This is a genomic window from Pseudoxanthomonas sp. PXM02, assembly GCF_014851805.1.
Lineage (GTDB): Bacteria > Pseudomonadota > Gammaproteobacteria > Xanthomonadales > Xanthomonadaceae > Pseudoxanthomonas_A.
In genome coordinates this window covers 1,657,070-1,676,014 of the sequence record NZ_JACVAK010000001.1, presented here as the reverse complement: position 1 = coordinate 1,676,014, position 18,945 = coordinate 1,657,070, and the positions used below count along the sequence as shown (strand labels likewise).

Annotated in this window: 19 protein-coding genes, 1 tRNA gene and 1 pseudogene; 10 read left to right on the top strand and 11 right to left on the bottom strand. The window is 67.3% G+C overall.

Annotation, left to right across the window (positions count from 1 at the left end):
• Window positions 1-16 precede the first annotated feature (16 nt).
• Window positions 17-93 (bottom strand) — tRNA-Met (locus tag IB225_RS08140).
• 117 nt (window positions 94-210) lie between these two features.
• Here IB225_RS08140 and IB225_RS08135 point away from each other — a divergent pair.
• From IB225_RS08135 to bfr, 3 genes and pseudogenes are all read left to right on the top strand, one after another.
• Window positions 211-690: pseudogene (locus IB225_RS08135) on the top strand (RNA pyrophosphohydrolase); the annotation flags it as partial.
• A gap of 184 nt (window positions 691-874) precedes the next feature.
• Entirely contained in the window at window positions 875-1,087 is a 213-nt protein-coding gene (locus IB225_RS08130; protein ID WP_192310893.1) for a (2Fe-2S)-binding protein, read from the top strand.
• A gap of 117 nt (window positions 1,088-1,204) precedes the next feature.
• Window positions 1,205-1,675 (top strand): bacterioferritin, encoded by a 471-nt coding sequence (bfr, locus tag IB225_RS08125; protein ID WP_192310665.1) that lies wholly within the window; start codon window positions 1,205-1,207, stop codon window positions 1,673-1,675.
• Here bfr and IB225_RS08120 read toward each other — a convergent pair.
• From IB225_RS08120 to IB225_RS08110, 3 genes are all read right to left on the bottom strand, one after another.
• Window positions 1,648-4,125 (bottom strand): ATP-binding protein, encoded by a 2,478-nt coding sequence (locus IB225_RS08120; RefSeq protein ID WP_192310892.1) that lies wholly within the window; start codon window positions 4,123-4,125, stop codon window positions 1,648-1,650. The two genes, bfr and IB225_RS08120, sit on opposite strands and share 28 nt — an antisense overlap.
• A gap of 29 nt (window positions 4,126-4,154) precedes the next feature.
• Entirely contained in the window at window positions 4,155-6,053 is a 1,899-nt protein-coding gene (locus IB225_RS08115) for an EAL domain-containing response regulator (RefSeq protein WP_192310664.1), read from the bottom strand.
• 82 nt (window positions 6,054-6,135) lie between these two features.
• The gene (locus IB225_RS08110; RefSeq protein WP_192310663.1) at window positions 6,136-6,756 is read right to left on the bottom strand and encodes a DUF4126 domain-containing protein; all 621 of its coding nucleotides are present in this window, start codon (window positions 6,754-6,756) and stop codon (window positions 6,136-6,138) included.
• Between the two features lie 104 nt (window positions 6,757-6,860).
• Between IB225_RS08110 and IB225_RS08105 the strand changes: the two genes are divergently transcribed.
• Genes IB225_RS08105 through IB225_RS08080 form a run of 6 tightly spaced genes read left to right on the top strand, consistent with a single transcriptional unit; the run spans window position 6,861 to window position 11,102 of the window.
• Window positions 6,861-7,589 carry a DUF6776 family protein gene (locus tag IB225_RS08105; protein WP_345776580.1) on the top strand — a complete coding sequence of 243 codons (729 nt, stop codon included), beginning with the start codon at window positions 6,861-6,863 and terminating at the stop codon, window positions 7,587-7,589.
• A gap of 1 nt (window position 7,590) precedes the next feature.
• Entirely contained in the window at window positions 7,591-8,016 is a 426-nt protein-coding gene (locus IB225_RS08100) for a polymer-forming cytoskeletal protein (protein ID WP_192310661.1), read from the top strand.
• Between the two features lie 47 nt (window positions 8,017-8,063).
• Entirely contained in the window at window positions 8,064-8,792 is a 729-nt protein-coding gene (locus IB225_RS08095) for a DUF6776 family protein (RefSeq protein ID WP_225583325.1), read from the top strand.
• Window positions 8,793-8,829: 37 nt separating this feature from the next.
• Entirely contained in the window at window positions 8,830-9,216 is a 387-nt protein-coding gene (gene erpA, locus IB225_RS08090; RefSeq protein ID WP_192310660.1) for an iron-sulfur cluster insertion protein ErpA, read from the top strand.
• A 50-nt stretch (window positions 9,217-9,266) separates the two neighbouring features.
• Window positions 9,267-10,184, top strand: a complete 918-nt coding sequence (nudC, locus tag IB225_RS08085; RefSeq protein ID WP_225583324.1) for an NAD(+) diphosphatase — start codon at window positions 9,267-9,269, stop codon at window positions 10,182-10,184.
• Window positions 10,185-10,223: 39 nt separating this feature from the next.
• Window positions 10,224-11,102 carry a hypothetical protein gene (locus tag IB225_RS08080; protein ID WP_192310658.1) on the top strand — a complete coding sequence of 293 codons (879 nt, stop codon included), beginning with the start codon at window positions 10,224-10,226 and terminating at the stop codon, window positions 11,100-11,102.
• Window positions 11,103-11,114: 12 nt separating this feature from the next.
• On the opposite strand, the gene IB225_RS08075 is transcribed toward IB225_RS08080, so the two are convergent.
• The 3 genes from IB225_RS08075 to IB225_RS08065 form a co-directional block, all read right to left on the bottom strand.
• Window positions 11,115-11,525, bottom strand: a complete 411-nt coding sequence (locus IB225_RS08075; RefSeq protein WP_192310890.1) for a DUF2752 domain-containing protein — start codon at window positions 11,523-11,525, stop codon at window positions 11,115-11,117.
• Complete coding sequence (locus IB225_RS08070; RefSeq protein ID WP_192310657.1) at window positions 11,525-11,863, bottom strand: CD225/dispanin family protein; 339 nt, start codon at window positions 11,861-11,863, stop codon at window positions 11,525-11,527. Before IB225_RS08070 ends, IB225_RS08075 begins: the two co-directional genes overlap by 1 nt.
• 166 nt (window positions 11,864-12,029) lie before the next feature.
• Entirely contained in the window at window positions 12,030-13,928 is a 1,899-nt protein-coding gene (locus tag IB225_RS08065; protein WP_192310656.1) for an MFS transporter, read from the bottom strand.
• A gap of 145 nt (window positions 13,929-14,073) precedes the next feature.
• Between IB225_RS08065 and IB225_RS08060 the strand changes: the two genes are divergently transcribed.
• Entirely contained in the window at window positions 14,074-15,180 is a 1,107-nt protein-coding gene (locus tag IB225_RS08060) for an NADH:flavin oxidoreductase/NADH oxidase (protein WP_192310655.1), read from the top strand.
• Window positions 15,181-15,184: 4 nt separating this feature from the next.
• Here the strand turns inward: IB225_RS08060 and purD are convergent, their stop codons facing one another.
• The 4 genes from purD to fis form a co-directional block, all read right to left on the bottom strand.
• Complete coding sequence (gene purD / locus IB225_RS08055) at window positions 15,185-16,477, bottom strand: phosphoribosylamine--glycine ligase (RefSeq protein WP_192310654.1); 1,293 nt, start codon at window positions 16,475-16,477, stop codon at window positions 15,185-15,187.
• Between the two features lie 10 nt (window positions 16,478-16,487).
• Window positions 16,488-16,922 carry a hypothetical protein gene (locus tag IB225_RS08050; protein WP_192310653.1) on the bottom strand — a complete coding sequence of 145 codons (435 nt, stop codon included), beginning with the start codon at window positions 16,920-16,922 and terminating at the stop codon, window positions 16,488-16,490.
• 94 nt (window positions 16,923-17,016) lie between these two features.
• Window positions 17,017-18,603, bottom strand: a complete 1,587-nt coding sequence (purH, locus tag IB225_RS08045) for a bifunctional phosphoribosylaminoimidazolecarboxamide formyltransferase/IMP cyclohydrolase (RefSeq protein WP_192310652.1) — start codon at window positions 18,601-18,603, stop codon at window positions 17,017-17,019.
• Window positions 18,604-18,666: 63 nt separating this feature from the next.
• Window positions 18,667-18,939, bottom strand: coding sequence for a DNA-binding transcriptional regulator Fis (gene fis, locus IB225_RS08040; protein WP_192310651.1), 273 nt, complete (start codon window positions 18,937-18,939; stop codon window positions 18,667-18,669).
• Window positions 18,940-18,945: the final 6 nt, after the last annotated feature.

Here is an 18,945-nt window from a genome sequence, read left to right as displayed (position 1 = left end):
TCTGGCGTTTCCGCGATGGTGGCTATGGGTGGACTCGAACCACCGACCCCAGCATTATGAGTGCTGTGCTCTAACCGGCTGAGCTACATAGCCGCGGGAACCGCGTATTCTTCATTTCGACCCCTTGCCTGTCAAGCTCGGGAGGCGCGCTTGTCGCCTGCGGCGGGGCGTGGCAGAGTCGGACACAGTAGATTTTCAGGAGTCCGCATCGTGATCGATCCGGACGGCTACCGACCCAATGTCGGCATCGTGTTGATGCGGCCGGATGGCCGGGTGTTCTGGGCGCGACGGGTGCGCCGGGATGGCTGGCAGTTCCCGCAAGGCGGCATGAACACGGACGAGACCCCGGTCGAGGCCATGTATCGCGAGTTGCGCGAAGAAACCGGCCTGTTGCCCGAACATGTGGAAGTTCTGGGCGTCACGCCCGGCTGGCTGCGCTACCGTCTTCCGCCGCGCGCGATTCGGCGTAACGAACGGCAGGTCTGTATCGGCCAGAAGCAGGTCTGGTTCCTGCTTCGTCTGGTCGGGGACGAGGCCCATCTGCGCCTGGATCTGACCGAGAGTCCCGAATTCGATCACTGGCGCTGGGTGGATTTCTGGTATCCGCTGGAGCACGTGGTCATCTTCAAGCGCCGGGTTTACGCCAGCGCGTTGGGACATTTGGCGGCATTTGCGCGGACAGTGGCGGGGCCGCAGGCCATTCCCCCGCAATTGCCTGACCCGCATGCGCCTGAAGCGACCCGCCGGCGCAGTCGAGACCGGCCCGCGCGTAAACGGGGTGGTACTGGCGAGCCCGCCAAGAATTGACAATGATTCTCATTATGGGTGAAATGGTGCTGGGCCATTCCGCGCCCGCCGCACCATGTCAGCCACCGTGTACGTCTGCATCTGCAACGGCATCACCGACCATCAGATCCGCGAGGCAGCCGCCGCGGGCTGCTCGACAGTGGCCGAGCTGACCATGCGGACCGGCGCCGGTGCCAACTGCGGCAGCTGCCTCGACATGGCGATGGATGTACTGCAGGCGGCCCAGCCTGCGGCGCGAGAATCGCTGTTCCCGATCCTGACGCTGTCGCACGCCGCCTGACGTCAGTCGCCGTCCGTCGGCGGCAGCTTCCCCCGCAAAATGATCACGATTCGCGTTCCGACACCTGTCGCGCGCACGGGCTAACCTTTGCCGTCCTTCCGCCCACGGAGCATGGCCATGAAAGGCGACGCCAAGGTCATCGAATACCTCAACAAGGCGCTCTACAACGAGCTGACCGCGATCAACCAGTACTTCCTGCACGCCAAGATGCTGAAGAACTGGGGCTTCAAGGAGCTCGCCGAGCACGAGTACAAAGAATCCATCGACGAGATGAAGCATGCCGACAAGTTGTCGGAGCGCATCCTGTTCCTGGATGGTCTGCCGAACTTCCAGGCACTGGGCAAGCTGCGCATCGGTGAGACGCCGCGCGAGATCCTCGAGTGCGACCTCGTTCTGGAGCAGGAAGCGCTGCCCGTGCTGCGTGATGCGATCGCGTACTGCGAGTCGGTTGCCGACTACGTCAGCCGCCAGTTGTTTGCCAACATCCTGGATTCCGAGGAAGAACACATCGACTGGCTGGAGACGCAGCTGTCGGTGATCGACCGTATCGGCGAACCGAACTACCTGCTGACCAAACTCGAAGACTGAGTGGTCGTGGTCGGCTGTGGCGGAAGCAGCGGCCGACCCAACTGTTGCGCTGCGTAACCCTGCAGCGCCATGCGCGCGCGCGCGTACTCGGCGATCACCAGCGCCACGGCCACGGCCGGGCGCTCCAGCTTGCGGGCGCGGGCCCCCAGTTCCACCCGTTTGGCGGCGGCCGACAAAGCCATGGCCCCGACGTTCGCGCTGGACGATTTGAGTGTGTGTGCGGCATCGCGCATGGCGTCCAGATCCGGCACGGCGGCGGCCTTCTCCAGCACACCGATCAGGCGCGGCGCATCTTCCAGGAAGATGGTGATGATGCGCGTGGTTTCGTCGCCGGCGATTTCGCGCAGCTCCTCCAGCATGGTCTGATCCAGCACCGGGAAACTCGGTGCAGGCGCACGGGCCGTCGCCACGGCGGGCGTCGGTGGCGCTGGTTCGGCGGGAGTAACGAGCGCGGCATTGCGCAACACGAAGTTCATGCGATCCGGCAGCCAGCGATGCAGGCAGCTCTCCAGCTGTTCGCGTGACACCGGCTTGGCGAGGTAATCGTCCATGCCGGCATCAAGGCAGCGCTGGCGATCGCCGGCCATGGCGTTGGCGGTCATCGCCACGATGGGGAGGCGCCCGCCGTCGGCGCGCTGCGCTTCCAGCTCGCGCCAGCGCCGTGTAGCCGCGTAGCCGTCCAGCACCGGCATCTGGCAGTCCATCAGAATCAGGTCGAAATGCTCAAGCTGCATGCGCTTGAGCGCGATGTCGCCATTGGCGGCGGTCTCGCAGTTGAAGCCGAGCGCGGACAGCAGCTTCTGGGCGACCAGCAGGTTGACCGGGTTGTCTTCCACCAGCAGCAGGCGTGGCTCGGTGCGCATGGCGCTGACCACCGCGGGCTCTGGTTCGGTGGCCAAGGCTTCTTCGGGTAGCACGGCAGCGGGTGTGATGGTGACATCCGCAATGTCGGCCGCCGCGGTGGGCGAAGCCTCTTCAATGGTAGGGGCGGAGACGATCACAGGTTCCGGGAAGATCTCTTCCATCGTCGCCGTAATGGCAGCGGGATCCTGTTCCGGCGCCGCGCCCGTCAATGCGGCGCGCAGGTCCGCGTCCGGTGACTGCCGCGACAGCAGGGTGCTGCGCGGATGCAGTTCGGCGGGTACCGTGTCATCACCGTAAAGCCACAGCAGGCGCAGCGTATCGGGCAAAGGGCGGCGCGTGATCGCACGATGCAGAGCGAGTGCGGTGCTGCGGATGCCGCTGATGTCGGCCAGCACGGCCAGGTAATCCTGCTGCCCCTGTTCGCCCACGAGGCGCAACCTGTCCAGGGCTTCCTGCGTGGTTTCGACGGCGACCGGTTGCATGCCCCAGTTGGTGGCCAGCAACGTCAACCGCTGCCGCAGGCGCGCATCGGGCGACACGACCAGCACGCGGCCATGGTCCAGGGCACCGTTGTCGCGCTGGCGCAGGTCGCCGATGACCTTCATCAGCGGCACCTCGAACCAGAACGTGGAGCCACGCCCGACTTCCGATACCACGTCGATGCGGCCGCCCATCAGGTCGACGATGCGCCGGCAGATCGCCAGTCCCAGACCGGTGCCGCCGTACAGGCGCGTGGTGGACGCATCCGCCTGGCTGAAGGAGTGGAAGAGGCGGTGACGCGCATCCTCTTCGATGCCGATGCCGGTATCGCGTACTTCGAACCGCAGCAGATGTTGGGCAGCGGTTTCGCCCAGTCGGCGTACCACCAGCGTGATCGAGCCGCGTTCGGTGAACTTGATCGCATTGCCGACCAGATTGGTGAGCACCTGCCGCAGTCGGACCGGGTCGCCTCGCACGGGGAGGCGTACTGCCGGATCGAGCTGCAGGCTCAGGCGCAGGCCCTTGTTCTCCGCCGGGCGATACATCAGCTGGAGCACGCCATCGAGCAGTTCGCGCAGGTTGAAGCCGGTGATTTCCAGATCCAGCTTGTTGGCCTCGAGCTTGGAGTAGTCGAGGATGTCGTCGACGATGCGCAGCAGCTGGTGCGAGGACGCCGTCGCCGTGGTCAGCATTTCGCGCTGGTCGGGCGCCAGCGGCGCGCGCGACAGCATCTCCAGCATCGGTACGATGCCGTTGAGCGGCGTGCGGATTTCATGGCTCATCGTGGCCAGGAACTCGCCCTTGGCCATGGCCGCGGACTCTGCGGCCTGCTTGGCACGCATCAATTCCTGTTCGAGGCGGTCATGGCGTTGCAGGTCGCGCTGCAGGCCGTCGCGTTCGGACTCGGCCATCGCGGCGCGTGCCTGCACGCCAGTGTGTCGACGTGCTTCCGAGCGCGAATGCCAGGCGGAAACAAGGGCGGATACCAGGGCTGCCCCGCCGCTGCCTGCGGCGACCGGTATCCAGGGGCCCGGGATGGCCTGTGTCCAGTGCAGACCTAGTGACGCCACCGACGCGGCGGCACACGCCACCGTCACCCAGGGCATCACCGGCGTGCGACCGGCCGTGGGCATCGTTACAGCACCGCGTTGTGGAAGTCGAAACCGAGTTCGCTGCCGACTGCCTGTACCAGGTTGCCCTGGATGAAGTCGACGCCGCCCATCCACATGGCGGCCGCAGCCTGCGGGTCTTCGATCTGCTGGCCGATCACCTGCAAGCCTTGGCGGTGGGCGTTGTCGATGATGCCGCGCAACTGGTCTCGCAGTACCGGATCGGCGTGGGCGCTGGCGTACTTGCTGGACACCCGTACGAAGCCCAGCGGCAGCTGCGTCAGCAGCGCGTCGGCTTCGGTGCCCGGTTCGAACTGGCTCAGGCAGAACTGCACGCCGGCCGGCATCAGCTGCTGGCAGAACTGCCGCAGCGTGACGGTGTGGATCAGCGCATCAGCCAGCCGCAGGTCGATGACCAGCGACGTACCTTCGATGCCGCGTGCCCGCAACGCATCGAGCAGCCACTGTGCGTGCGACTCACGCGCCAGCGAGCGCGGCGACTGCGAGACGAACAGGCGCAGCGACGGTCCCGCCGCCTGCCGTTCCGCCAGCACGTACAAGGCGTGTTCGAGTACCCAATGGTCGATCTGGGCGATGCCGCCCGCCAGTTCGGCCGCAGGGATGACCTGCGATGCAGGCAGCAGCGAGCCGTCGGGCTGGCGCATGCGCAGCAGTACCTGGTACTGCGCCTGGTCGCTGCCGGCGACGGCCACGATAGGCTGGTAGGCCAGTTCAAACTGACCGTCTTCCAGCGAGATGCGTGGCGCATCGTCATCGATCTCGGCCGGTACGTACTCCGCCAGGCTGTCCTGCTTCAGGCGCGCCTGCAGCACGGCGCGTTCTATCGCTTCCAGCGCACTGCCCGCATCGGCGAAGCCGAGCGACAGCGCGGTATACCCGACCGAGCCGCGGAGCTTGAGGATTTCGTTGGGGCGGGTCTGGAAATCATGGACCGCCAGGCCGTCGCGCAACTGCTGCGCCAGCGCGGCCAGCGTTGCTTCGTCGACGCTGTCGGCGAGCATCAGGAAGCTGTTGTCGTTGAGGCGTGCGACCGGGTGGGGCGACGCGGCGGCAGCCAGCTGCCGGCCGGCCTGGCTCATCAGATGTTCGAAGACCGCATAGCCGTAGCGTTCGCGCAGGCTCAGCGCGCTGTTGACCTCGACGAAAAACACGCCACCGCGCGACTGCCGCTGCAGTGAGTCGGCCAGCTGCTGCAGCACGAAGGTGCGCGTGGGCAGGCCGGTATCCGTGTTCACCGATGCCCGCGGCGCCTGCAGGGCCTGGTTCCGCTGGCGCGAGCGCTGGATACGGTTGGAAACCGCCGCGATCAGGTGACGCGGCCGGATCGGCTTGTTGAGGAAGTCGTCGGCGCCACTTTCGAGCACCTCGAACTGCCGTTCCGGATCCGGGTCACCGGTCAGGAATACGATCGGCAGGTGCAGGTACTCGGGTTGCTGCCGCAGCAGCATGGTCAGCGACATGCCGTCCTTGCCCGGCATATGCAGGTCCATCAGGACCAGGTCGGGGCGGAAGCGCCGCATCGTGTCGAGCAGTCCATCCGACTGCATCTGCACCTCGGCCTGCATGCCGGCGCCGTGCAGCACGCTCTGGGCGAACAGGGCCTGGCCGCGATCGTCCTCGACGATCAGCACGCGGTAAGGGGATTCCGGATCGACCGGCTCCGGCGGCGCCACTGGTGCGGCAGCGACAGGTGCCGCGGGCGTCGGAGCAGCAGGTGCAGGAGGGGGCGTGGGGGATTTCGGGGTCATGACAGCGTGCTCTCCGGCTCCGGGGGCGTCCACCGCGTCCTCGGGGGCGGCATCGTCCACCCAGCGGCGCCAGTAATGCGCCGGGGGTGTTTCGGCACGCAGGCGCGAGCGTGAAGGCTCATCCTGCGGGCGGGATGTGGGATCGAGCGTGGACATCAGGCTTCCCCAAGCTGAGCCCCATTATGCGATGAAGTTCACGACCGAGGCAGGGTCATGATCCCCGATGCGCTGGCGCCTGTCACGGGCCGGAGGTCGGGGGCGGCGCGTGCGCGGGTGCCGTGGGCTGCAGCAGGCGCTTCAGTCCGCGCGAGACCTTGCGCCAGACCCACCACACCGCCACGGCGAGCAGGACCGACACGCCCACCACCAGGAACAACGCAATCCAGGGGTGCGCAAAGGCCAGCGCCAGGCCGCCGACCACCACGGCATCCTCGGTCACCGAGGCGGCCCAGTTGCTGACGGGCTCGGGTGACGTGTTCATCAGGGCGCGTGAGCCGCTCTTCAACACATGGCTGGTCAGCGCCACGCCGGCGCCGGCGGCCAGCACGCCACCACTGAGTTGGCCATCCGGCGAAAGCGTGGCGGCCGCGAGGAAGGCGCCCGCCGGCACGCGCGCCAGCGTCTGCAGCAGGTCCCAGCCGGAGTCCACGCCCGGGATCTTGTCGGCGAAGAACTCGGTCAGCGCCAGCGCACCGGACGTCCCCAGCACCCACCAGGATTCGGTGGCCTGCAGGGCCGGGGGAAGGTCGAGCCAGCCGAGCGCGCCGGCCAGGCCGACGCCGAATACGGTGAGATAGACGCGGATCCCGGCCATCCATGCCAACAGGATCCCAATTACGAAAAGATGCGCTTCGGACATCCCGGCCACTCCCGTTAGACTCATGGGCTCGCGCCACTGCGGCGAGTATAGGGGTCCCGTCTGGCTGCCGGCTGAGCGCCGCCTGCCGCTTGTCCGTCATGCCTGTGTCTGCTCCTTCCCGCTTCCGGATCGTGCCGCGTGATGCCGCCGTGCGCCGCCGCGGTAGCTCGCTGCTGCTGGGCCTGGCCTGGGTGATCAGCGTGGGCGGAGTCTGGTGGGCCGCGAGCCACACGGCAGCGCCACGCCTGGCGCAGGTGGACGCGGCGAGGACGAAGGCAGAGCGGGAAGCCAGGGCCGTGCAGTCGGAGTTGAATTCCCTTCGCCAGCGCGAGTCCACGCTGGCACGCTCTGACCAGATCAGTCGCGCGGCCAATGTCGAAGTACAGGACGCGCTGGCCGAGCGCGACGAGGAAATCGCCGCGCTGCGTGCCGACATCGCGTTCTATGAGCGCCTGGTGGGGTCCACCAGCCAGCGCAAGGGCCTGACCGTGCATGTCGCCGAGTTCGCGCCCGAGGCCGGCGGTACGTGGCGGTACCAGATCATGCTGACGCAGACGATGAATCGAGGCGCGATCAGCCAGGGCCAGATGCGCTTCACCGTGGAAGGTGTGCGCGCTGGCAAGTTGGCTGCCGTGCAGTGGGACGAGTTGCACCAGCAGCGCAGTGCGCCGGCGCAGGCGTATTCCTTCCGTTATTTCCAACAGTTGGATGGCAACGTGATGCTGCCGCCCGGCTTCACGCCGCAGCGCGTGAAGGTGTCGCTGCATGGCGACGATGCCGCGGTGGAGCAGGCCCTCGACTGGAAGACCGCCACAGCCGCAGGAGGCAAGTGACATGTTCAAGACCAAGCCCATCCGTCCCGACGTGGGCGCCATCGACACCCTGATCGGGCCGCAGGTCACCATCCGTGGCGACGTGGTGTTCAGCGGCGGGCTGTACGTGGAAGGCCACATCCAGGGCAAAGTGATCGCCGAAGCCGGCGAGCGCGCCGTGCTGACGTTGGCCGAGCAGGGCAGCATCGAAGGCGAGGTGCAGGTGCCGGTGGTGGTGATCAACGGCCGCATGGTCGGCGACGTGCATGCGCTGGAGCGCATCGAGCTGGCGACCAAGGCCCGCGTACAGGGCAACCTGCATTACAAGGTCGTCGAAATGAGCGCCGGCGCGCAGCTCACCGGCCGTCTTGTACATGCGGACGCGGTATCCGCAGGCGCGCATGACGCCGCGGCCCTGCCGGAGGCCTGGGCGACTGCCGACGCCTGACGGCGCCATTCAGAGCCCGCTGGGAACGGCCGCGCTATCCTGCGGCCATGAACGCCAGGCCCCTTCCGCCGACCGTACCGCCCCCCCGGTTCCGCAAGGGGCCGATCATCGCCACCCTCGGGCTCGCGGTGGTGCTCGTGATCGGTGGCTGGGCGTTGTGGCGGGCCTTGGCGGGCAGTCCCGGCGAAGGCCCAACGCCTGCGCAGATGCGCGGCCAGCAGCAACGCATCGAATCGCTGGAACAGCAGGTCGCCACGTTGTCCCGTTCCGACCAGATCAGTCGTGACGCCAACCGCGACCTGCAGGCGGCGCTGTCCGAGCGCGACGAGGAAATCGCTGGCCTGCGCGCCGATGTCGCGTTCTACGAACGGTTCGTCGGCGCCACCGCTCAGCGCCGCGGCCTGTCCGTGCACGAACTGACCCTGCAGCCGCAGGATGAGCAGGCTTGGCATTTCACCGCCACCCTCACCCAGAACCTCAACCGCGGCGCGGTGAATGCCGGTCGCCTGCTGGTGTCGGTGGAAGGCACCGAAGCGGGCAAGTTGCGGCGCCTGGGCTGGGCCGACCTGCGGCAGCAGCCGAATGCGCCAGGCGTGCCTTACTCGTTCAAGTATTTCCAGCAGGTCGAAGGCGACCTGCTGTTGCCGCCGGGCTTCAAGCCGGTGCGCGTGATAGCCCGCGTCGTGCCGCAGAGCGGCGCTGCCGTGGAACAGTCCTTCCCGTGGACCCAGGCCGCCGCGAAGGAAGGGGCCGGCGAGGGCGCCGGTACCCGCTGAGCTTGAACTGCCTTCCTCCAGCCCCCATCCTTTCGCCATGACCACCGTCGTTTCCCTGCCCACTGCGGCGGCCGCACCCGATTACCAGTCCATCGACCGGCCGTTGAACTTCACGCCGGCCGCGGCGGCGAAGGTGCGTGAGCTGGTCCAGGAAGAAGGCAGCGACAGCCTGGCGCTGCGTGTCTATATCCAGGGCGGCGGCTGCTCGGGCTTCCAGTACGGATTCGAGTTCGACGAGAACCGCGCCGAGGACGATGTCGCCGTCGATACCGATGGCGTATCGCTGCTGGTCGATCCGCTGAGCCTGCAGTACCTGATGGGCGCGGAAGTGGACTACAGCGAGAGCCTGCAGGGCGCACAGTTCGTCATCCGCAATCCGAACGCCAAGACCACCTGCGGCTGCGGCAGCAGTTTCAGCATGTGAATCCTGGCCTGCCGCGTTCCGTGACAGGTCACGCCTCGATTTCTGCTCCGTTGTCCGGCTTCGCCTTCGCAGGCGACACGCTGGATCGCGCCGATGCGCTGCGCGATGACGCCGATGCGCTGGCGCGTCTGTGGCCTGCCGCACGCGTCCTGATCCTCGATGACGAAGGTCGCGCACTCGCGCAGACGGACGGTGCTCCGCTGGCGATCGCGGGTGCGTCGCTGGGGGGCGGTCCGGGCGCCAGTCTTTTCCTGGGTCTTCGTGACGGCGTGGCGTGGTTCGCCGCGCATGCACGCCACCACGCCGTGGAGGCGCCGGCCTGGCTCGACCTGCGGCGTGCCGCGGCGGCGTGGCCTTCGTTCGAGTCCGGCGTGTTCGCGATGGCGCGCGCGCTGCTGCATTGGCAGTCGTCCACCCGTTTCTGCAGCGTCTGCGGCGGCGACATCACGTTCCGGCGTGCCGGCTACACCGCGCACTGTACGCAGTGCGGCAAGGACCACTATCCGCGCGTCGATCCCGCGGTCATCGTGGCGGTCAGCGATGGCGAACGGTTGTTGCTGGGACGTCAGGCATCGTGGCCGCCACGACGCTATTCGGTGGTTGCGGGCTTCGTGGAGCCGGGTGAAACGCTGGAGCAGACGGTGGCGCGCGAAGTGCGGGAGGAGACGCAGGTCCGCGTGCGCGGGTGCCGTTATCTCGGCGCGCAGCCCTGGCCGTTCCCGGGAGCGTTGATGCTGGGGTTCTGCGCCGATGCGGAGCCCGATATCCCGCAGGTCGACGGCGAGCTGGAGGATGCGCGCTGGTTCTCGTTCGACGAGATCGATGCCGCACTGGCGCGCGAGGGCAACGACGACGGAGAGGGTCTGCTGTTGTCGCCGTCCATTTCGATTGCTCGCGCATTGATCGAGCACTGGCACGCCGGCATGCGCATGCGCAGCAAGGCGATACCGGCCGAGACCGGGCTTTAACGCACCCGCGCGCTAGAATCCCGGACCCGGAGGAGCCGCATGTCGATCACGCTCGTTGCCGTCGTGCTTGCACTGGTGCTTGGCCACGTCGCGCCCACGCTGGTCGCGTCGTTCCGCCAGTACGGCTGGTACACGGCGTGGCTGCACTGGCTGGGCGAGGTCGGCGGAGACCTCTGGCGCGGGCGCTACGCCATCGCGCTCGCCCTGGTGCCCGTACTGCTCGTGGTCGCGCTGCTGCAGTGGCTGCTCGATGGTCCGGTCTACGGTTTGGTCGGCTTGCTGTTCGACATCGCGGTGCTGGTCTACGCGTGGGGTCCGCGCGATCTCGACGTGGATGTCGAAGCCGTCATCGATGCGCACGACGCGCCCACGCGTCGCGCGGCGATCGCGCGACTGGGGCTGACGGGCGAAGCCGCCGCGCTGGACGGTCCGGCGCTGGTCGAAGCCGTCTTCACCAATGCGCTGCAGCGCTGGTTCGGCGTGCTGTTCTGGTTCCTCTTGCTGGGTCCGTTCGGTGCGATCCTCTACCGGTTGGCCGTGCAGGGCAGCACGTCGCAGGACCTGCCCGAGCAGAACCGAGCGGGCGCGCAGGCACTGAAGACCGCGCTGGACTGGCCGGTCGCACAGCTGATGACGCTGGCGATGGCGCTGGTCGGCAACTTCGACACGGTCTTCTCCGCCTGGCGCGATGCCGGCGGTGCGCGCTTCCGCCTGGATACCGGCTTCCTCGCCAACGCCGCACGCGCGAGCGTGCGTGGCGAACTGGCGGAAGAAGCCGAGGAGTACGCGGAAGAGGGGATGGTGCAGGCGATGCGCGATCTGCCGGAACTGCGCGATGCAATGAGCCTGGTCTGGCGCATCCTGCTGCTGTGGCTGGCGGTGCTTGCCGTATTCGTGATCGGTGGCTGGGTCAGCTGAGGCGCGCAGCCATCAGCCCGGCGCGAGCAGCGTGAACGGAAACCACGGCAGGTTCCGTGCGATCCAGTAGGCCGGCAACAGCACCAGCCAGAACCGGGGCGCCAGCAGCACGCGCATCAGCGGCGCCAATACCTGCGGGCGCCAGCCCTGCCCATGGGCGATCATCAGCGGAATGGCCGGGAGCAGCAGGACGCCCAGCGGATTCATCGCGAACGCGCGCGGCAGGTCGCCGTGGACCAGTGCGTGCAGGGCGCGTGTCAGGCCGCAGCCTACGCAGAAATAGCCGGTCAGCGCGCGGAACATGCAGCCGGGGAACGGGCTGTCCGCTGCGTTCGGATCGAAATTCAGCAGCAGCCAAATGCCAGCGGCGGCCACCAGGGCCGCCGCCGTCAATGCAACGTAGTGCAGGGGGCGCAGTGTGATCACTGCACCTGCTGCATCTGCTGCATCGCTTCCAGGTAGGTCTCCATGCCGCCGGTGGCCAGCATGACGATGTTGAGCAGCAGGCCGATGATGGCGAACGCAGTGGCTACCCAGCACCAGGTCTTGGCGTTGGCGGAGGCACGGCGGGCGCCTTCCAGGTCACCCTGGTTGAGCTTGGTGTTCACCTGCGCCGAGAACACGATGGCGACGATGCCGATCAGGCCGAGCGGACAGCACAGGCAGGTCGCCAAGACCGTGGACACGATGGACCAGGCGAGATGATTGGGGACGCTGCCTGGTGCGGCGGATGACGGGGGCATGGGAGGTACGGCGCTCATGCAGGCTTTCCTTGTACAGGGATGGAGGGGCGTGCGAGTCGGCGTGCATGCCGCTCAGGCCGACCAATAGTGCCAGACCTGTGCGAAAAATGAACCACGAAGCGGAGGGCGGTGACCGCACCTCGCGGGTGCCCGGCGGGATGCGGAACAGGGCGGCGCGACGATCTCAGGCCGCATCGCCTCGCAGCATCCGCACGCACGCTTCCAGCTGATCCGCATCCACGGAGGCACCGTCCATCGTTTCGCCCGCAACCACCTCGACATTCGCGCGGAAGCGCCGCGGCACGCGCATGCGACCCAGACGGGTATCGCGCCGGCTCCACATGCTGGCCCACATGCCCCTCAATGCCATCGGCACCACGGGCACCGGACGCCGCTCCAGGATCTTCTCCACGCCGGACTTGAAGGCAGCGATCTCGCCGTCCTTCGTCAATGCGCCCTCCGGGAAGATGCCGACGATCTCGCCTGCCGCAAGCGCGGCATCGATCTCCTCGAACGCGCGCTGCATCAACGCGGGGTCCTCTTTCGCGCCCGCGATCGGAATGGCCTTGGCAGTGCGGAAGATCCAGCTCATCACCGGGATCTGGAAGATCCTGTAGTACATGACGAATCGCACCGGCCGCGGGATCGTCGCCGAGAGGATCAGCGCGTCCATGTAGCTGACGTGGTTGCAGACGATCAGGGCGGGACCTTCGTCAGGGACGTTCTTCTCGATCCCATGCAGGCGTAGCCGGTACAGGGCGCGCACCAGCAGCCAGCTGAGGAAGCGCATCAGGAACTCGGGCACGATCGTGAAGATCCAGATCGCGACCACGGCATTGGCGATGGCCAGTGCCAGGAACATCTGCGGGCTGCTCCACCCAAGGAAGCGCTGCAGCACGAGGCCGCTGATTGCCGCCAGCACGATGAAGCCGGAATTCTGGATGTTCAGCGCCGCGAACACGCGCGCCATCTCGGACGTGCGCGTACGGCTCTGGATCAGCGCGAACAGCGGTACGACGAAGATGCCGGTGAACAGGCCGATGCCGACCAGGTCGATGATGATCCGCAGGCTGCCGGATTGATGAACGAACTGGGACAGGGTGAGTCCGCCCACCGGCGCCAGGCCGGGGCGCGCGAAGTACAGGTCAAGCAGGAAGGCGGTCATGCCGAAGGCGCCCACGGGCACCAGGCCGATTTCGACGGTGCGCCCCGACAGCTTCTCGCACAGCAGCGAACCCACGCCGGTGCCGATGGAGAACAGTGCGAGTGCCGCGACATACAGCGTGGCCGAGTCACTTGGCGCGCCGAGGTGCAACTCGGCGTAGGTGGGCAGCTGCGAGGTCAGCAGCGTGCCGAAGAACCAGAACCACGAGACGCCGAGGATGGCGTTGCGCACGGCCAGCTGCTGCTTGGCCATGCGCAGCACGACCAGCGACTCGGGGATCGGATTCCAGTTGATTTTCAGGTCCGGCGCGCCGGCATCCATGCGCGGGATCAGCCGCGACAGGACGTTGCCCAGCACCGCCAGCAGCACGATGGCGATGGCGGCCGCCTGCGGGCCGTGTGCGCCGGCCACCTGGAAAATCATGCCGCCGGCGATCATGCCGCACAGGATCGAGATCGACGTACCCATCTCGACCAAGCCGTTGCCGCCGGTCAGTTCCTCCGGCTTCAGGATCGAGGGCAGTACCGAGTACTTCACCGGGCCGAACAGCGTGGACTGCACGCCGGTGCAGAACAGCGCGACCAGCAGGACCGGCATGTTCTGCAGCAGGAAGCCGACCGCCGCCAGCGACATGATCACGATTTCCATCGTCGTCGTGATCACGATCAGCCGCTGCTTCTCCAGCTTCTCGGCGATCTGGCCAGCGATGGCCGAGAACAGGAAGTAGGGCAGGATGAAGATGGCCGGCGCGATGATCGCGTACAGCGCACGTTCGTCCGTGCTGGCGCCCAGGAAGATCAGCAGGCCGATGATCGCCTGCCGGTAGACGTTGTCGTTGAAGGCGCCCAGCGCCTGGACGGTGAAGTACGGCAGGAATCGCCGTTGTGTCAGCAGCGAGAACTGGCTGTGGCTGGACATGCGCCCTCCGTGGGTTGCGCGCAGCCTAGCAAATCGCGATGGCGATGCCAGTCGTCGCACCCGACAGTGTTCCGCCCGTGGCGTTGAAGGGGCAGGAGGGCGGGAGGATAGTGGCGCTCCCCACGTTGTCCGGTTTTCCCTCCCGATGAGTCATCTGTTCTCGCCCCTCGCCCTGGGGCCTTTGTCGCTTCCGAACCGCATCGTCATCGCACCGATGTGCCAGTACTCGTCCGAAGAAGGCCGCGCGACCGATTGGCATGCGTTCCACTGGCCCAACCTCGCGCAATCCGGGGCAGGGCTGGCGATCATCGAAGCGACGGCGATCGAGCCACGCGGACGGATCAGCTGGGCCGACCTTGGTCTGTGGGACGACACCACCGAAGCCGCGTTCGCGAAAGCGCTGGCGGCGACACGTCGCTACTCCATGATGCCGATCGGCGTGCAGCTGGCGCATGCCGGCCGCAAGGCATCCACGCAGCGGCCGTGGGACCACCACGGCGCGCAGGTCGCACCGGACGCACCGCACGGCTGGCAGACCGTGTCCGCATCTTCACAGCCCTACAGCAAAGGCCAGCATCCCCCGGTGGCGTTGGATCAGGCGGGCATCGATGCGATCATCGCCGCCTTCGCCGACAGCGCGCGTCGCGCGGTCCGACTGGGCCTGGACCTGATCGAGATCCATGCCGCGCACGGCTACCTGTTGCACCAGTTCCTGTCGCCGCTGAGCAACCAGCGCGACGATGCCTATGGCGGCTCGTTGGAGAACCGCATGCGGCTGGTGCTGCAGGTGTTCGATGCGGTCAAGGCCGTCGTGCCGGCATCGATGGCGCTCGGCATCCGCATCTCCGCCACCGATTGGGTCGAGGGCGGCTGGGATCTTGCGCAGAGCCTCGTGCTGGCGAAGGCACTGGATGCGCGCGGCTGCCATTTCATCGACGTGTCCAGTGGCGGCCTGCATCCGGGCCAGAAGATCACGCTGGCGCCGGGCTACCAGGTGCCTTTCGCCGAGGCGATCAAGCGCGAAGTGGCGATGCCGGTGATGGCCGTCGGCCTGATCACCGAGCCACAGCAGGCCGAGGACATCCTGCAGCGGGACCAGGCGGATGCGGTCGCGCTGGCGCGCGGCATCCTGTACGACCCGCGTTGGCCGTGGCACGCCGCGGCCGCACTTGGTGCGCAGGTGGCGGTCGCGCCGCAGTACCTGCGCAGTGCGCCGCGCGAGCACGCGGCGCACTTCGTAGCGACGCTGTAAGCGGTCAGGCGCCTGCGCGTTCGCGCGCGATGGCGCGCCAGCCGATGTCGGTGCGGTGGAATTCGTTCGTCCATCGCACCTTGTCGACGCCGGCATAGGCGTTGCGCTGCGCGTCGGACACCGAGTCACCGAGCGCTGCCACGCACAGGACGCGACCGCCGGCGCTGACGACGTGCCCGTCGGCATCCAGCGCGGTGCCGGCGTGGAAGACCTTGGCGGTGGCCGGCACGTCGTCGAGACCGGCGATCACGTCGCCGGTGATCGGCGTTTCCGGATACGGTGCCGCCGCCATCACCACGCCCAGTGACGGGCGCGGATCCCACTGGGCTTCCGTCGCGTGGAGCTTCGCGTCGATCGCCGCTTCGACCAGGTCCACCAGGTCCGACTGCAGGCGCAGCATCACCGGCTGTGTCTCGGGATCGCCGAAGCGCACGTTGAACTCGATGACCTTCGGCGCACCGCTGGCGTCGATCATCAGGCCGGCATACAGGAAGCCGGTGAACGGCACGCCGTCGGCGATCATGCCCTGCACGGTCGGATTGATCACTTCGCGCATCACGCGTGCGTGCACTTCGGGCGTTACCACAGGCGCAGGCGAATACGCGCCCATGCCGCCGGTGTTCGGGCCGGTGTCGCCATCGCCCACGCGCTTGTGGTCCTGGCTGGTCGCCATGGGCAGCGCGGTCGTGCCGTCGACCATCGAGATGAAACTGGCTTCCTCGCCATCGAGGAATTCCTCGATCACCACGCGCGCGCCGGCATCGCCGAAAGCATTGCCCGACAGCATGTCGCGTACGGCGTCTTCCGCTTCCTGCAGCGTCATCGCCACGATCACGCCCTTGCCGGCCGCCAGGCCATCGGCCTTGACGACGATCGGTGCGCCCTTCTCGCGGACGTAGGCGAGCGCGGCGTCCACGTCGGTGTGCACGGAATAGAACGCGGTCGGAATGCCGTGGCGGGCCAGGAAGTCCTTTGCGAACGCCTTGCTGCCTTCGAGCTGCGCAGCGGCGGCGGTGGGGCCGAAGATGCGCAGGCCGGCCTGGCGGAAGCGATCCACCACGCCGGCGACCAGCGGCACTTCCGGGCCAACCACGGTCAGGCCGATGCCTTCGGCCCGCACGAGCGAAAGCAGGCCCTCGATGTCGGTGACCTTGATCGCGACGTTGCGGCACTTCGCTTCCGTGGCGGTGCCGGCATTGCCGGGCGCCACGATCACTTCGTCCACGCGCGACGACTGCGCCAGCTTCCACGCCAGCGCGTGCTCACGACCGCCGGAACCGATGACCAGGACTTTCAAGGGGCATTCCTCATGACGAGACCGACGCATCCGCCGGCGGAGATGTGCACTCGCGTGCCGGGAGCTGTACTTCGAAGAACAGCGCGTCGTTGCGGTCGATGAAGCGGCGCACCAGGATGGCGTCGCTGTCGATCAACGGGACGATTTCCGGTAAAGCGCACAGGTCGTACAGCGCGCGCTGCTCGCTCTGTTTCAGGACGCCGAAGCCGGCGGCCTCGCGCGTCTTGACGGCGTCGCCGGCCGGGCTGCGCACGCGCAGTACCAGGCGCTTTCCGTCGACGTCCACGGACTCGGTCACCAGGTCCTCGAAGTAAGGCGCGGGCAACGTGGCTGCGATCTTCGCCTTGGCCTCCTGCAGGCGGTCCTGCGTGCCGACACAGCCGGCCAGCACTAACAGGGGGATCAACGGGACGAGCGGGGCGGCATGCTGGCGGAGGATCTTCATGGCGGTGACGAGTTCCTGTGCCGGTCGGTTCAATGAGCGAAGAAGACTTCAGCGTGGGTGGCCACCATCCCGGCGACCGCCCACGGCATCGCCGTCAGTGGCGGAAGTGCCGCACGCCGGTGAACACCATCGCGATGCCGTGTTCGTCCGCGGCCGCGATCACTTCGTTGTCGCGCATTGAACCACCGGGCTGGATCACGGCCTTGATGCCGGCGGCCGCCGCTGCGTCGATGCCATCGCGGAACGGGAAGAAGGCGTCGCTGGCCATCACCGAGCCCTCGACCACCAGGTTCGCATCGGCCGCCTTGATGCCGGCGATGCGTGCCGAGTAGACGCGGCTCATCTGGCCGGCGCCGACGCCGATGGTGCGGTGGTCCTTTGCGTAGACGATGGCGTTGGACTTGACGAACTTCGCCACCTTCCACGCGAACAGCAGGTCGGTGAACTGCGCGTCGGTCGGTGCGAGTTTCGTCACCACCTTCAGTTCGTCGCGCGTCACTACTCGGTCGTCGGCGGTCTGCAGCAGCAGGCCCGAGCCGATGCGCTTGGTATCGATGAAACCCTTCGACGCGGGTGCCAGCGGGATGCGCAGCACGCGCACGTTGGCCTTCTTGGTCGCGTAATCGAGCGCGCCCTGGTCGTAGTCCGGCGCGATCAGCACTTCGACGAACTGGCGATCCAGGATGACCTTCGCCGTGGCCGCATCCAGCGGGCGGTTGAAGGCGATGATGCCGCCGAAGGCGCTGGTCGGGTCGGTGGCGTAGGCGAGCTCATACGCATCGCCGCAGGCCACGCCAACGGCGACGCCGCACGGGTTGGCGTGCTTCACGATCACGCATGCCGGCGCATCGAACTGGCGCACGCATTCCCACGCCGCGTCACTGTCGGCGATGTTGTTGTAGCTCAGTTCCTTGCCCTGCAACTGCGTGAACGTTGCCAACGAACCGGGTGCGGGATACAGGTCGCGGTAGAACGCGGCCTGCTGGTGCGGGTTCTCGCCGTAGCGCAGGTCCGTGACCTTGATGAAGCTGCCGTTCGCCTGCGCGGAGAACGCGCTGCGTGCCGGCACGTCCGACGAGATATCGGTGATCGCGGACAGGTAGTTGCTGATCGCGGCGTCGTACTGCGCCACACGGTTGAACGCGGCGACCGACAGCGCGAAGCGCGTCTGCGCCGACAGCGCACCGTCGTTGGCGGCGAGTTCGGCCACCACGTCCGCGTACTGCGACGGATCGGTCGCGACCGCGACGCGGGCGAAGTTCTTCGCCGCCGAACGCAGCATGGCGGGGCCGCCGATGTCGATGTTCTCCACCGCGTCCGCCAGCGTGCAGTCGGCTTTCGCCGTCACGGACTCGAACGGGTACAGGTTCAGCACCAGCAGGTCGATGGCGCCGATGCCGTGCTCGGCCATCACGGCGTCGTCGGTGCCGGCGCGGCCCAGCAGGCCGCCATGCACCTTGGGATGCAGCGTCTTGACCCGGCCATCCATCATTTCCGGGAAACCGGTGACGTCGGCGACGTCGCGTACGGTCAGACCAGCGTCACGCAATGTCTTCGCGGTGCCGCCGGTGGACAGCAGTTCGACACCGTGGGCGGCCAGGGCCTGGGCCAGGTCGAGCAGACCGGTCTTGTCGGAAACGGACAACAGCGCCCGGCGGACGGGCTGGAGATCGAGGGTCATGGAGGACGGCGGGACGGAGCGGGGCGCGAATTATAACGCGGCGCACCAAACGGTCCGGCAGACTCAGGCCAGCCCGTAGTCCTTGAGCTTCTTGCGTAGCGTGGCGCGATGGATGCCGAGCAGGGCGGCCGCGCGGCTCTGGTTGCCTTCGCAGTGGTTCAGCACTTCCACGAACAGCGGGATTTCCATTTCGCGCAGCACGATCTCGTAGACGTCGTCCGCATCGCTGCCATCCAGGTCACGCAGGTAACGTCGCACCGATTGCGCGACATGTTCGCGCAGCGGTGGGCGCGACGCGGGGCGTGGCGTGTCCTGACGTGTGGAGGCAGCGTTCAATCGGAT

Bases quoted from the DNA above. Each gene is read 5' to 3' on its own strand.
- IB225_RS08110 (WP_192310663.1), bottom strand. From the start codon at position 6,756: ATGTCCGAAGCGCATCTTTTCGTAATTGGGATCCTGTTGGCATGGATG.
- erpA (WP_192310660.1), top strand. From the start codon at position 8,830: ATGACCACCGTCGTTTCCCTGCCCACTGCGGCGGCCGCACCCGATTAC.
- bfr (WP_192310665.1), top strand. From the start codon at position 1,205: ATGAAAGGCGACGCCAAGGTCATCGAATACCTCAACAAGGCGCTCTAC.
- IB225_RS08095 (WP_225583325.1), top strand. From the start codon at position 8,064: ATGAACGCCAGGCCCCTTCCGCCGACCGTACCGCCCCCCCGGTTCCGC.
- IB225_RS08100 (WP_192310661.1), top strand. From the start codon at position 7,591: ATGTTCAAGACCAAGCCCATCCGTCCCGACGTGGGCGCCATCGACACC.
- IB225_RS08120 (WP_192310892.1), bottom strand. From the start codon at position 4,125: ATGCCCTGGGTGACGGTGGCGTGTGCCGCCGCGTCGGTGGCGTCACTA.
- purH (WP_192310652.1), bottom strand. From the start codon at position 18,603: ATGACCCTCGATCTCCAGCCCGTCCGCCGGGCGCTGTTGTCCGTTTCC.
- IB225_RS08060 (WP_192310655.1), top strand. From the start codon at position 14,074: ATGAGTCATCTGTTCTCGCCCCTCGCCCTGGGGCCTTTGTCGCTTCCG.
- IB225_RS08050 (WP_192310653.1), bottom strand. From the start codon at position 16,922: ATGAAGATCCTCCGCCAGCATGCCGCCCCGCTCGTCCCGTTGATCCCC.
- IB225_RS08065 (WP_192310656.1), bottom strand. From the start codon at position 13,928: ATGTCCAGCCACAGCCAGTTCTCGCTGCTGACACAACGGCGATTCCTG.
- IB225_RS08070 (WP_192310657.1), bottom strand. From the start codon at position 11,863: ATGAGCGCCGTACCTCCCATGCCCCCGTCATCCGCCGCACCAGGCAGC.
- IB225_RS08115 (WP_192310664.1), bottom strand. From the start codon at position 6,053: ATGTCCACGCTCGATCCCACATCCCGCCCGCAGGATGAGCCTTCACGC.
- IB225_RS08080 (WP_192310658.1), top strand. From the start codon at position 10,224: ATGTCGATCACGCTCGTTGCCGTCGTGCTTGCACTGGTGCTTGGCCAC.